A 14,545-nucleotide genomic window follows, 5' to 3' on the forward strand; every position below is an offset into this window, starting at 1 on the left:
CACTCGGGCGGCGAGGTCATCTATGGACAAACGTAAAAAAGCCACCGGCAAGGAAACATTTACTGTCTCCCCCGCCGGTGGCTTTCGTCATGATCATTTAAAGATGCTGCTTATTTGCTCATATCTTCCAATTGAAAGTGGATGGTTTCCATCGCTTGCAGCAAGGCTTCTGCTGTATCCAACGAAGTCAAGCAAGGGATGTTGTTTTCGACTGCTTCGCGGCGGATCAAGAAGCCGTCTGTTTCGCTTGTCTTCCCTTCGGTCATCGTGTTCACAACCAAGTTGATGCGGCCGTCGCGGATGGCATCCAGAATGTCGTTGCTGTTTTCGTTGATTTTTTCAACAACGTCTACTTTGATGCCTTCTGCTTCCAAAGCTTTACCGGTCCCAGTCGTTGCGACGATATGATAGCCCAATGCGATCAAGCGTTTTGCAAGCGGGATGATTTCCGTTTTGTCTTTGTCGGATACGGTCATCAAGGCTGTGCCGTATTCGGGAACGTTGACACCGGAAGCGATGAAGCCTTTATACAGAGCTTTCGGCAGGCTGACATCCTTCCCGATGATTTCACCGGTCGATTTCATTTCAGGCCCTAGAACGGTATCTACCTTCTTCAGTTTGTTGAAGCTGAAGACCGGCATTTTCACGTAGACGCCTGATTTCGGCGCAACCAAGCCTGTTTTGTAGCCTAAGTCCTTCAATTTGATGCCCAGGATGCCTTTTGTCGCCAAGTTCGCCATCGGGATGCCGGTCACTTTGCTCAGGAACGGAATCGTCCGGCTGGCGCGCGGGTTCACCTCGATGATGTATACGACGCCTTCGCTGATGACGAATTGGATGTTCACCAAACCGATGGTGTTCAGTCCTTGCGCCACCCGGATGGTGTAATCCTCGATCGTTTTGATCAATTCCGGGGACAGATTTTGCGGCGGATAGACGGCGATGGAGTCGCCGGAATGGACACCCGCACGTTCGATGTGTTCCATGATGCCCGGAATCAGGACCGTTTCGCCGTCACAGATGGCATCCACTTCCAGCTCTTCCCCGATCAGATAGTGATCGACCAGGACGGGACGTTCCGGGCTTGCCACTACTGCTTCACGCATATATTTTTCAAGGTCTGCTTGATTGTAGACGATCTGCATCGCCCGTCCGCCCAACACATAGGAAGGACGAACCAAGACCGGATAGCCGATTTCATTGGCGTTCGCTACCGCTTCTTCCACGTTTACGGCTGTTTTACCAGGCGCCTGTGGAATGCCCAAATCACGCAACAGTTGTTCAAACAATTTTCGGTCTTCCGCGCGGTCCAGATCTTCCAGGCTGGTGCCCAAGATTTTCACGCCGTGCTTCACCAATTTATCCGCCAGGTTGATGGCAGTCTGGCCGCCGAATTGCACGACGACACCCATCGGCTGTTCCAAGTCGATGATGGCCATGACGTCTTCTTCGGTCAACGGTTCAAAATAAAGCTTATCGGAAATGGAGAAATCGGTCGAAACGGTTTCCGGGTTGTTGTTGACAACAATCGCTTCATAGCCGGCTTCCTGGATTGCCCACACAGCATGGACAGTCGCATAGTCGAACTCCACCCCTTGTCCGATACGGATCGGGCCGGAACCCAGAACGATCACTTTTTCGCGGTCGCTTGCGAAGGATTCCTGTTCCATTTCGTAGGTGCTGTAGAAGTACGGCGTCGAGGATTCGAATTCGCCCGCACATGTATCCACCATTTTGTAGACCGGCACGATGCCGTTTGCTTTCCGTAACGCATAGATTTCTTCTGAAGCTACACCCCAGTACTCGGCGATGACTTCATCACTGAAACCATATTTTTTAGCTTCTCTTAAGACTTCCAAGTCTTGGACGTTGTCTTGGACTTCTTTTTCAAGATCGATGATGTGCTTGAATTTGTAAAGGAAGAAGTAGTCGATTTCACTCCACTCATGGATTGTTTCCGGTGTGACACCGCGGCGTAATGCTTCGCCAAGATAGAAAAGGCGTTCGTCGCAGGCAACGCGGATGTTCTGTTCGATTTCTTCCATCGTCACTGTTTTGCTTTTTTCTTTCGGTAGAGCCAGATGATTCACGCCGTATTCCAACGAACGGATTGCTTTCAGCATGGATTCTTCGAAGGTGCGGCCGATTGCCATTACTTCGCCGGTTGCTTTCATTTGTGTTCCTAGACTGCGGTCGCCTTTTTCGAATTTATCGAATGGGAAACGCGGAATTTTTGACACGATATAGTCCAAGGCTGGCTCGAAGGCTGCATAAGAAGTGCCGGTAACCGGGTTCTTCATTTCATCCAGCGTCAAGCCGACAGCGATCTTCGCCGCCATTTTCGCAATCGGATACCCGGTCGCTTTACTTGCCAAAGCCGAGGAACGGCTGACGCGCGGGTTGACCTCGATGATGTAATAGTCGAAGGAATACGGATCCAGCGCCAACTGCACATTACAGCCGCCTTCGATCTTCAAGGCGCGGATGATCTGCAGGGATACATCGCGCAACATTTGGTATTCTTTGTCGGATAAGGTCTGGGAAGGAGCCACAACGACCGAATCCCCTGTATGCACGCCGACCGGGTCGATGTTTTCCATATTACAGACCACGATGGCATTGTCGTTGCTGTCGCGCATCACTTCGTATTCGATTTCCTTGAAACCGGCAATCGATTTTTCCAACAGACATTGGGTTACAGGCGAGTAACGCAAACCGTTCGCGACAATTTCACGCAGATCCGCTTCATTGTGGCAGATTCCGCCGCCGGTGCCGCCCATCGTGAAGGCCGGGCGAACGATCAGCGGGTAGCCGATTTCTTTTGCGAATTTTAGTGCTTCCGCCACCGTATGGATGATGTCGCTTTCCGGAACCGGTTGATTCAATTCAGCCATCAATTGTCTGAACAGATCCCGGTCTTCCGCTTGTTGGATGGATGTCAGTTTCGTGCCCAACAATTCGACGTTGTATTCTTCCAATATGCCGGCTTTGTCCAGTTCAACTGCCATGTTCAGCCCTGTCTGGCCGCCCAATGTCGGCAACAAGGCATCCGGACGTTCTTTGCGGATGATGCTTGAGATGAATTCCACGGATAGTGGTTCCATGTAAACTTTATCGGCAATCTCGACGTCCGTCATGATTGTAGCCGGGTTTGAGTTTACCAGGATTACTTTGTAGCCTTCTTCTTTCAAGGCCAAACATGCTTGCGTTCCGGCATAGTCGAATTCCGCTGCTTGCCCGATGATGATCGGACCGGATCCGATAACTAAGATAGATTTAATGTCAGTGCGTTTAGGCATGTTTGTTTCCTCCTTTTGATGCAATCATCTTGCCAACAAATTCATCGAAGAGATAGTTGGCGTCATGCGGACCTGGTGCTGCTTCCGGGTGATATTGCACGGAAAAGATCGGTTTTGTTTTATGTCTGACACCTTCGTTTGTGCCGTCATTCAAAGCGCGATGCGTCACTACAAGGTCAGTTTGTGCCAGACTGCTTTCATCCACAGCATAGCCATGATTTTGGCTGGTCAAGCTTACTTTGCCGGTAACGACGTCCTGCACCGGATGGTTGGCGCCGCGATGGCCGAATTTCATTTTGTATGTTTTCGCTCCGCTCGCTAAGGCAACCAATTGATGCCCCAAGCAGATGCCGAAAATCGGCAGATTCTCTTCATTCATTAATGTTTTGATGGTTGCGATCGCTTCCGGGATTGAGGTTGGGTCCCCAGGCCCGTTGCTCAACATGATGCCGTCGGGTTGATAAGCCAAAACGCTTTCCGCGCTTGTGTTCCAAGGAACAACGATGACTTCACAGCCTCTTTTTATCAACTCAGCCAAAATATTGCTCTTAAATCCAAAGTCCATCAAGACGACGCGAGGGCCTTCGCCTGCATAACGTTGCGCTTCTTTGACTGAATTCATTTGGATTTCGTCGGTAGGCAAAACATAAGCTTTTAAGCCTGCCACGATTTCTTCAAGGTTGTCCGCATTGTTGACCATCGTTCCGCGCATAACGCCGGCATTCCGGATTTTTTTGGTGATGCTGCGTGTATCTACGCCATAGATACCAGGCACGTCGAAAGATTTTAATGCTTCATCCAATGTTTTTGTACAACGGAAATTGCTTGGATGATCCGCTAATTCATGAATAACCATTCCTTTTAGACCAGGGTGTAGCCCTTCAAAATCATCTTCGTTGATTCCGTAGTTTCCGATTAAAGGATAGGTAAATGTGATGATTTGTCCTGTATAGGAAGGATCTGACAAAGTTTCTTGGTAGCCGGTCATTCCTGTGTTGAAGACGATTTCGCCGATTGCGTCTTTCTCTGACCCGAATGCATAACCAGGATAGTAACTGCCATCTTCTAAAACTAAATATCTACGTTTTTTCATGTTTTTCCCCCTGAATTCTTTTCTGACAAGTCATTTGCACTAATACTTGCATGATAACAGGAAAAATGTAAAAAAACACCCCTATTTGTAGGCGTGTTTTAACGGTTGTTTACATTCATCGTTTCACATGCCTTGTTAGCCTCTCTGGGCTAATTTAAAGACTGGTTCTAGCCACGTTCTGTATCTCGTACAGCTTTCTGTGGATTAAGTTAATTTTAGACTATTCTAATGGAAATTTCAATTTATATTTTCAAAAAGACTAAAAAAGTCAAATTATAGGTATTTAAGGCTGTTCATCCTGAAAGAATCCCTTGGGAAATGCGCCCAAGGGATCCAAGAATACAATATATTTATTTTATCTTACCTTCCACTCTGTCTGCCGGTGTCACCAGGTGGATTTCAGGTTCCTGTTCATTGGCCGGTGTGAAGTCGTCGACAAAATGATCGGTTCCGTTGTATTGATCCAGATGATAAAATCCGTCTTCATAACGAACGATGGAGACACTCGCATTATCCAAGTGCTGCTCGATCGAAAAATCGGGTATGACGGCATGAATCATGTTGCGGATGGTCATCCCATGGGAAACGATCAAAATGTTTCTTTCGGAATCCCTATGTTCGGCAATCAGTTTGATTAGGCCGCGTTCCACCCTTAGCCAAAAGGTCATGTAGTCTTCGGCTTCGTGATAAGGGTCCATTTTCTTCAACCCATTCAATTCATCGATGACGGAACGGTTTTCGGCGTAGGAAGGCAGACCATCTTCATTGCCCAGGAATTTGTTCAAGTTTCCCCAGGTTTCGCTGGAATCCAGACCCTCAAAGGAACCGAAAAATATTTCCCGGAATTCCGGCATGGCCTTCACGCTTAAATCTTCGGCATGTTGGTTTTCTCTTAATATGATTTGTGCCGTCTCAAAGGTTCTTCTCAAGTCACTGCAGTATACCGCGTCAAAAACGACATCGGCCAGACCCGCTCCGCTGCGCATCACATCGCGTCTTCCCCTTGGTGTTAGCGGTGTATCCGACCAGCCTTGCATACGGTTATATTTGTTAAGGTACGTTTCTCCGTGACGCATAAAGTAAAATGTTACTCCTTTTTTCAAGGTTAACCCGCCTCTCTAAGCCTAAGCAATTTTCCACAAGGAGTTTGAATCCCTTGGTTCTATCTTAACAATTTCATCTGGAGAATGCATCTATTTTCCTCGAAATAAGCTGAAAGAGGGCGGGATGTAAATCATTTGTCATGATTTACATCCCGCCCCCGCTAAAATAGTATCAGTGAATGAACGTATTCTTTATTTATCGCTCGCTAAATTCTCCACAATATCACCGGATTTATAGGCGCGGAGCAGTTGCTGCAGGTCGATGACCTGTTGCGTCAATCTTCTTCCCACATCGGTTTGCCGAACCGTTTTTCTTTGCAGTTCTTTGTCGACGACCCTCCTCGTCGAGATGATATCTTTTTCATTTTCGACTGCATCTTGTCGGGATGTGAACGGCTGGTGCGAAACCAATTGCATGCCGAATGAATTATACAGCAAGGTGTATCCTGCCAGCCCGGTGGTGCTTTGATAGGCCTTTGAAAAACCGCCATCGATGACGATCAGTTTTCCGTCTGCTTTCAATGGATTTTCCCCGATTTTTTCCTTAACCGGTGTATGGCCATTGATGATATGGCCTTTTTTCGGATCCAATCCGAATTCCTTCAGGATCAGATGGCTCATTTCTGGATTGTTCCTTTGTTCGTAATACAGATTTTTCTTTTCGATATGCGTTTCTTTGTCGGCAATGTAGAGTCGCTCAAACGTGGTCATTCTGTCTTTGCCGAACAGGGAGGATGCTTTCCCCTCCCATAGATACCAGATAAGATCCAAGCATGGGATATTCCGTTTTTTATTTTCACGGTTAAGGTAGCCTTTGCGCAGGATATCCTCATATTTATCCAATAACGCCTTTCCGCTGTATGTGATGTTCGCGATGGGCAATTCCATGAAAGTCCCGTCAGGATTCAATGGGACGCAGCCATGGTACAGCAGATTGTCATTGTAGGTCAGATACATACTGCCTTTGCTCAACAGGAACTGCACATGTTTTTGTAGCCTTTCGGAATTCAAAAAGCCTGTCAGCAGCCTGTCCACAACAACTTTTTCTTCCGACGTCAATTTGTATGGATCGGCCGGGTCGATTGTAGGGAAGTAGTTGCATAACAACTCATGCTCTTTCCCGTCCACAGTGACCGTCCCTTTTTCGTAATCGATGAAATTCAAGACCATCCGATCAGCCATGTCAAATTCAGGATGGCGTTGAATGATTTCGCCTTCCAGCTTGAACTGGATGACGGAGATGGCTTGGTTCATTTTGGTGATTTGACGGATTTCTTCCGGGAAAGTTTTCTCTTCATCTTCCGGACTGATTTTTGGCACAAATGGCTCATTCCTGTCCTCCGTATAGACCATCTCAGCAAAGGTAATCAAGGGACGAAGGGAAATGCCGTATGCATCTTCTACAATCTCCAAATTGTTATAGCGCGCACTGATGCGGATCACGTTGGCCATGCAGGCGGCCGATCCGCTCGCGGCTCCCATCCAAAGGACATCATGGTTTCCCCATTGGATATCCAGTTCATGTCCATCCATGAAGATGTCGATGATTTTGTCAGGGTGAGGACCTCTGTCGTAGATATCCCCGACGATGTGGATATGGTCAACCACCAGTCGTTGGATGACAAAGGAAATGGCCGTAATGAGCTCAGTTGCTCTGTCAAGCGAGATGACAGTCTTGATGATTTCTTCATAGTAATCTTCTTTGTTCGTCAAGATGGTATCCTTGAACAGCAATTCCTCGATGATATAAGCATAGTCCGCCGGCAATGATTTCCGGACTTTTGAACGTGTATATTTTGAAACGGTAAACGCACAAAGTTCGGTGATGCGTGACAATGTCAATGAATAAAACTCGTTGATTTCATCTTCCGAATCCAATCCTTCCACAATCATGTCTATTTTCTCTTCAGGGTAATAGACGATTGTAGCCAACTGGTTCATCTCACGCGTGCTCAGCCTGCCTTGGAAAATTTCCCTGATTTTTTCCTTCACGTTCCCTGATCCATTTCTAAGTACATGCTGCACGGCATCATATTCGCCATGTAGATCACTGATGAAATGTTCCGTTGCCTTCGGCAAGTTCATGATAGCTTCCAAGTTAATGATTTCGGTCACTGTTTTCGCAGCCGTTGGATATTCCTTTGCCAGTAATCGAAGATACTTGTCTTTCGTGATCATAACCAATACACCCCTACTTTTTTCATTTCACTCAGCAAACAATCCCACAAAACAATATTTTTTATAAGACTATTCATAATTATGAGACAACATTGTTACTCCTATAATAGCCTGATTTTAATAAAAATGATAGGAAAGTAGCAAAGGTTCAATAATTGTTCAAATTAGGTTGAAAGTAAAGGAGCTGGAAGGGATGTTGGACATCGGCTTCCGGCTCCTTCTCTTCTACTTTTTTCTTGCGTCACGATCAGCGGCTGTTATCTTTCTTTCAAGGCTCTGTCCATTTCACGTTTCACATCTTTTTGTTTCAACGCTTCCCGTTTATCATAGTTCTTCTTACCTTTTGCGAGGCCTATCAATACTTTGGCAACGCCATTCTTCAAATAAACTTTCAGCGGGACCAAGGTGACGCCCGTTGTTTTCGTTTCGTTCACAAGGTATGCGATCTGCTTCTTGTGCAACAGTAATTTCCGGGTCCTTAATGGATCATGGTTAAAGATATTCCCTTGTTCAAACGGGCTGATGTGTACATTTTGCAGAAAAACTTCCCCATTACGGATGGTGGCGTACCCATCCTTCAGGTTGATTTTCCCGCCGCGGATGGATTTGATTTCCGTCCCGGTCAAAACCATCCCCGCTTCCAGCGTGTCGATGATCGCATAATCATGGCTCGCTTTTCTGTTTTGAGCTAATACTTTCCCTTCGCCTTTTGGCATAGACTGGCACCTTCATTTCATTTACTTACTTTTTTTACTCGTCTTCCCTTTATTTTTCTTATGTTGGTGCGAATAAAAAGGATCTTTGGCTTTATTTTTTTTCTTGCCTTGTCCAGCTTCCTCAGCCGCACCCGGTCTTCTCTTCTTGGCTTTCGGAGCCTTTGCCCTGATTTGCTTCACCAGATCAAGGTCACTTTGCGTAGGCTGTTTTTCCTTGTCGATAATCAGTGAAAAGTCGATGGCTCGCGTCGCTACGTCGGCGTTTTCCACCTTCACTTTTACCTTTTGACCGATTCGGTAGATGACGCCCGTGCGTTCACCCATCAACAGCATATGGCTTTCGATGTAGTTGAAATAATCTTCGTTCATTTTGGATATATGCACGAGCCCTTCGACCGTATTCGGTAGCTGTACGAACATACCGAATTTCGTGACGGAGCTGATGACGCCTTCGAATTCCTGGCCGATTTTATCCAGCATGAATTCGGCTTTCTTGAGGGAATCCGTTTCACGCTCGGCATCGACGGAGCGGCGTTCCATCTGCGAACTTTGGACAGCGATGTCAGGTAATTTTGCTTCCCACTCACCCATTAATTTGGCGTCCTCTGTCCCTTTGCCATAGACGCGGATCAGACGGTGCACAATCAGATCGGGATAACGGCGGATCGGCGAGGTAAAGTGGGTGTAATCCTTCGCGGCCAAACCATAGTGTCCGATCGGGGTAACGTCATATTTGGCTTGCTGCATACTGCGCAGCAAGATTGTCGAGACGACCGCTTCATAGGGCTCATCTTTGACTTTTTCCAATACGGCCTGCAGTTGTTTTGGCTTGACGTTCTCATGGGTGCCTTTCACCAATATCCCGAAGGTGGTCACAAACTCCAGGAAACGCAACATTTTAACGGGATCCGGCTGGTCGTGGACCCGGTAGATGAACGGCAATTTTGCCTTCGTGAAGTGGTGGGCGATGGTTTCGTTCGCGCTCAGCATGAACGATTCGATCAGCCGCTCTCCGACGCCGCGATCCTGAACATAGATATCGAGCGGATGTCCGTTTTCGTCGACGATTATTTTCGCTTCATCGGTTTCGAAGTCGATGGCTCCGCGCTTTTGCCTCTTTTTCAACAAAATTTCATGAAGCGCCGCCATCTCCTCGAACATCGGCACAAATTCGCTGTATTTTTCGCGCAATTTTTTATCGTGATCCATTAAGATGGCATTGACATCCGTGTAGGTCATCCTTTGTTTCGATTCGATGATACTCGGGAAGATATCATAGGCGATGACTTCGCCGTCTGCATCCATTTCCATTTCGCATGTCAACGTCAAGCGGTCTTCATGCGGCAACAGGGAGCAGATGCCGTTGGAAAGTTTCTGCGGCAACATCGGTACAACGCGGTCGGTCAAATAAACGCTGGTTCCGCGTTCGTACGCTTCCCTGTCGATCGGCGAATTTTCCGTTACATAATACGAGACATCCGCGATGTGGACGCCTAGTAGATAATGGCCGTTCTCCAATATTTTCAATGAAATCGCATCATCCAAATCTTTGGCATCCGCGCCGTCGATCGTAACGATCCGTTCTCCCCGCAGATCTCGTCTGTTGGCCGCTTCTTCCGCAGGTATTTCCAACGGAATGCCTTCCGCCTGCGCCATGACATCTGCCGGGAATTCGGTCGGGATGCCAAATTTATACAGGACCGCCAAAATGTCCACACCGGGAGCGTCTTTGTGCCCAATTTCCTTCGTTACCAAGCCTTCCATTTTGACGGGGTTTTTAGCGGTAGGATAACTCGTGATTTCCACGAGACAGACACTGCCTTCGACCGGATGAATCCCTTCCGGTTTGATGTAGACGACGATGTTACTGATTTTGGTGTCCTGCGGAATGACGAAGCCCAGATAGCCGGTCTCTTCCCGTCTATCGGAATCATAGGGGGTGAATACACCGACAACCTGATTGGATTTGCGCGTCAAGATGGCTATGACTTCCCCTTCAACGCCCTTTCCTGCCAAAGGATCAGCTTCCCGCGTCACTTTTATTTCGACCGTATCGCCTTCCATGGCACTGCCTGTGCGGCCGCGCGGGATGAAGACATCCGCTTCATTCGGATCGATCGTCACAAAGCCGAAGCCGCGGTCATTGCTGCGGAAAGTCCCTGTCAGCGTGCTGCGCGTCTCTTGCAAACGGAATTGCCCTGTTTTGTTCAACACCAGCACCCCTCTTTGCTCCAGTTGTGCAAAGACCTTTACCAGGCTTTTGAAATCATCGGACGCTGTGTATCCCAAGGCTTCACTTACTTGTTTCAGTGACATGCTTTTTGAGGCATTCTCTTGAAAATAGGCAAGAACATCATTTTGTATTTGATCCAGTTTTCTCATCTTTATCCCTCATTCCAGTTTAATCGGCTTAAAAAGTCCAATACAGTCAATTCAAATTCTTTTCGGTCCTTACCGATCGTAATGACATGTGTAGCTTCCGGAAACCAATTATAATCTACATTTGTATTCCTCAGATGTTCCGCTAACATTTCCCCGCAATCCGAATCGATCATTTCATCTTTTCCTGATTGGGCTATATAATACGGAACGGTAATCTTGTCCAGATCATTTTGGATAATGTCGGTGAAGTCATCCATGTTGCGCAATTGATTGGCCAATTTCGGTTTCATCGCATCCAATTCTTGCTCGATCACTTCATTTGGCGTATCCATTTTTTTCTTGAACGTTCTTGCATAATACATGAACATTTTTGGCACATTTGATTCGCCCATTTTGAATATCGGCGAATTGAATGATCCCCCGCCGACGAACGCCCCCGTTTCCAATGCTCTGGCCGCCATGATGCCGCCCATCGAAAGACCAAAGACGGCAACGTTTTTGTACCCTCGCTTGAGCAGTTCTTCTTTCGCACGCATCACATCTGCAAACCAAACTTCAGGACTCCCTAAATCAAGGATATCCTCAAACCGTTCCGTTGCATGTCCCGTAAAATTGGGCGCATAGACGGTATATCCATTTCGTTCCAGTTCTCTTCCAAGCAGGCGCATATCATTTGCACTTCCTGTATAGGCATGCAACAACAAAACAGCTTTTTCTCCGCTTTCAAAAAAAAAGGGTCTCGGTAAATTAATTGCTTTCATTTAAGTCATCCCCACTCCATTCATCTTCATTTTACTGTATTTTCAGTTAAAAGCCTAATATATCTGATCTTCTAAGCATAATATTTTGAGCAATCAGCATCTTTTATATAATTTCCGCTGAAACGGGAACAGCACTTCTAAAATAAAATAAAAAAAGAGCAGAAATCAACACGATGATTTCTGCCTGCAATTTTTTATTTTGATGACAAATACGTTAAGGCCGTGGCCAGTATAATGAATAACGCACCCAAAACGACTGTGATTTGTCGTAAAACAGCTTCAAAACCTCTTGCTTTTTGTTTACCGAATAATTGTTCCGCTCCCCCAGTAAGTGAGCTGGCAGCATTTGTTTTTGATGGCTGCATCAACACAACAATAGTAAGCAGCACCGAAACAATCAGCAGGGCGGTTAATAGTACATCGTATAAAGACAAAGGATGGACCTCCCTTTAATAATTTTCTACACTTTACTTTAGCATAAAATGTTTGCCTTTACTAGCAATTTTGAAAAAGGATAGCGGCCATACCATTTGTTTTCACACATTGCGGTCCTTGTTTCCAAATCACGCAGGAACAAACCCTTTATTATTTTCTGATCACACGGATGTTTACGATGCCATCAATTTGTTTGATCTCTTCAACGACTTGATCCAGTAAGTGCGTCTCTGTTTCTGTGATGTCAATGATTGTATAAGCGTAATTCCCTTTGCTTCTGTTGATGATATTTTCAATGTTGATGAAGTGTTTGGCTAAATCAGATGACATTTGGCCAACCATATTCGGAACGTTTTTATTGATGATCGCTAAACGGATAGGCGATTGCATAACGACATCGACGGTCGGGAAGTTGACGGAATTAACGATATTCCCGGTCTCCAAGAAATACTTCAATGTTTGGGCTGCCATGATGGCACAGTTCACTTCTGCTTCTTCGGTTGATGCACCTAAATGCGGGAATACAAGGATGTTTTCGTTATGCAGTAACGCTTCATCAGCAAAATCGGTTACGTATTTACGGACTTTCCCTTCGTTGACGGCCGCAATGATGGCATCGTTTTTAACAAGTTCTCCACGCGCAAAGTTCAATAGAACCGCACCCGGCTTCATTTGTTCAATGAATGCTTCATCTACCATACCAAGCGTATCTGGAGTAACTGGCACATGGATTGTGATGTAATCCGCTTTTTCCAATATTTCTGCAATGGATTGGGCTTTTTGAACACGACGTGAGATGTTCCATGCTGTTTCCACTGAGACATATGGATCATAACCGATTACTTCCATTCCCAAACGGTATGCGTCGTTTGCGATCAGCGAGCCGATTGCACCCAAACCGATGATGCCCAATGTTTTACCGGATATTTCAGTACCCGCAAATTTACTTTTGCCTTTTTCGACTTGTTTCTCAACATCATCCCCACTCAATGTTTGGACCCATTCCATCCCTTCTTTGATGGGACGGGAAGCCATAATCAAGCCGGCTAAAACGATTTCTTTTACTGCGTTGGCATTTGCTCCGGGTGTGTTAAAAACGACAACACCGGCTTCAGAACAGGCTTCAACGGGTACATTGTTTACCCCAGCCCCTGCACGGGCGATACCCTTCAAGCTTTTAGGGAATGCCATGCCATGTAATTTTTCGCTTCTTAAAATGATGCCGTCTGGATCATCGCCCAGATTTAGAGCATATTGGTCTTTATCTAAAAGGCGTAAGCCTTCGTTTGCGATTGCGTTATATGTTTTAATATGGAACATTATTTAAATTTCCCCTCTTTCGCTTCAAATGCTTTCATGAATTCTGTCAATTCTTTTACGCCTTCATAAGGGAACGCATTGTAGATACTTGCGCGCATCCCGCCGACGGAACGGTGACCTTTCAGGTTCAGGAAACCGGCATTGGTTGCTTCTTTGACGAACTTCGCATCCAAATCCTTATCCCCTGTAACAAAAGGAATATTGGTGATGGAACGTGAATCGACGGCAATCGGGGAAGTAAAGATAGATGATTCCTCGATGGTACGGTAAAGCAAACCTGCTTTTTCCTCATTTTGTCTGACCATCTCAGTAACGCCACCTAAATCTTTTAACCATTCAAAGACTAATTTAGCGACATAGATTGCAAAACTTGGCGGTGTGTTGTAAAGGGAATCATTTTTGATATGCGTACGGTAATCCAACATGCTAGGCAATGTTTTTTCCGTCTGGATCAAGTCTTCTTTGACGATGACGATCGTCAATCCTGCAGGACCGATATTCTTTTGTGCGCCTGCATAGATCAAGCCAAAATCATTCACATCATATAAGTTCGATAAAATGTTTGATGACATGTCTGCAACAATCGGTGCATTCACAAAACGAGGGATGGTTTGGAACGCAGTCCCTTCGATTGTGTTGTTTGTTGTGATATGGATATAATCATAGGCTTCATCCACCGCTGGGATCTCCGGGATGTGCGTGAAGCCATCACCTTCAGAACTTGCCAACACATCGATGTGTGGAACGCCTAAGATTTTCGCTTCGGATATCGCTTTTTTAGCCCATGATCCTGTATTGATGTACCCTACCTTACCGGTTTTGACTAAATTCATCGGCGCCATTGCGAACTGCAGGCTTGCTCCACCTTGTAAAAATAACACTTTATAGCCTTCGGGAATACCCATTAATTCTCTCAGTAACTGTTCTGCTTCTTCAATGATATTTTCGAATAAGGAGGAGCGATGACTCATCTCCATTACTGACATTCCGCTGTCCCTATAAGATAACATTTCTTTTTGCACAATCTCCAATACTGATTCCGGTAAAATGGCCGGACCAGCTGAAAAATTTCTAGCTCTTTTCATCTTAACTCCCCCTTATGTACTTTTCCTCATTAATTATTAATAAGAATTTAATCTAATTATATCAGATTACATTTTTATTGAAAGGCTAAAATGCTAATTTCAGAATATTTTAACGCCTGCATGTCAGGAACAGCCTCAGACCCTCATACATACGCTTTTTTGGCCAAAAAAAT

10 protein-coding genes are annotated in these 14,545 nt (G+C 45.9%); all 10 read right to left on the minus strand.

What is annotated here, in order from left to right:
- Positions 1-110: 110 nt before the first annotated feature.
- The 10 genes from carB to serC all read right to left on the minus strand — a co-directional run bounded on the left by carB (position 111) and on the right by serC (position 14,372).
- A complete protein-coding gene (gene carB / locus BM101_RS01655; RefSeq protein ID WP_087030179.1) occupies positions 111-3,299 on the minus strand; it encodes a carbamoyl-phosphate synthase large subunit in 3,189 nt (1,062 codons plus the stop codon).
- Positions 3,292-4,392, minus strand: coding sequence for a glutamine-hydrolyzing carbamoyl-phosphate synthase small subunit (gene carA / locus BM101_RS01660; RefSeq protein ID WP_087030177.1), 1,101 nt, complete (start codon positions 4,390-4,392; stop codon positions 3,292-3,294). The genes carB and carA overlap by 8 nt, the downstream gene beginning before the upstream one ends.
- Positions 4,393-4,742: 350 nt before the next feature.
- Positions 4,743-5,468 (minus strand): histidine phosphatase family protein, encoded by a 726-nt coding sequence (locus BM101_RS01665; RefSeq protein WP_256212098.1) that lies wholly within the window; start codon positions 5,466-5,468, stop codon positions 4,743-4,745.
- A gap of 219 nt (positions 5,469-5,687) precedes the next feature.
- The gene (locus BM101_RS01670) at positions 5,688-7,673 is read right to left on the minus strand and encodes a fructose-1,6-bisphosphatase (RefSeq protein WP_087030171.1); all 1,986 of its coding nucleotides are present in this window, start codon (positions 7,671-7,673) and stop codon (positions 5,688-5,690) included.
- A 257-nt stretch (positions 7,674-7,930) separates the two neighbouring features.
- The gene (gene smpB, locus BM101_RS01675; RefSeq protein WP_087030169.1) at positions 7,931-8,389 is read right to left on the minus strand and encodes an SsrA-binding protein SmpB; all 459 of its coding nucleotides are present in this window, start codon (positions 8,387-8,389) and stop codon (positions 7,931-7,933) included.
- Positions 8,390-8,410: 21 nt separating this feature from the next.
- The gene (gene rnr, locus BM101_RS01680) at positions 8,411-10,771 is read right to left on the minus strand and encodes a ribonuclease R (protein ID WP_087030166.1); all 2,361 of its coding nucleotides are present in this window, start codon (positions 10,769-10,771) and stop codon (positions 8,411-8,413) included.
- A 2-nt stretch (positions 10,772-10,773) separates the two neighbouring features.
- On the minus strand, positions 10,774-11,532 hold the full coding sequence (locus tag BM101_RS01685; RefSeq protein ID WP_087030164.1) for an alpha/beta hydrolase: 759 nt from the start codon (positions 11,530-11,532) through the stop codon (positions 10,774-10,776).
- A 194-nt stretch (positions 11,533-11,726) separates the two neighbouring features.
- Positions 11,727-11,966 carry a preprotein translocase subunit SecG gene (gene secG, locus BM101_RS01690; RefSeq protein WP_087030161.1) on the minus strand — a complete coding sequence of 80 codons (240 nt, stop codon included), beginning with the start codon at positions 11,964-11,966 and terminating at the stop codon, positions 11,727-11,729.
- 151 nt (positions 11,967-12,117) lie between these two features.
- A complete protein-coding gene (locus tag BM101_RS01695; RefSeq protein ID WP_087030158.1) occupies positions 12,118-13,287 on the minus strand; it encodes a phosphoglycerate dehydrogenase in 1,170 nt (389 codons plus the stop codon).
- Entirely contained in the window at positions 13,287-14,372 is a 1,086-nt protein-coding gene (gene serC / locus BM101_RS01700) for a 3-phosphoserine/phosphohydroxythreonine transaminase (protein WP_087030155.1), read from the minus strand. The genes BM101_RS01695 and serC overlap by 1 nt, the downstream gene beginning before the upstream one ends.
- Between the last annotated feature and the right edge of the window lie 173 nt (positions 14,373-14,545).

Origin of the sequence: Trichococcus palustris (assembly GCF_900114465.1) — a bacterium.
Taxonomy (GTDB): domain Bacteria; phylum Bacillota; class Bacilli; order Lactobacillales; family Aerococcaceae; genus Trichococcus; species Trichococcus palustris.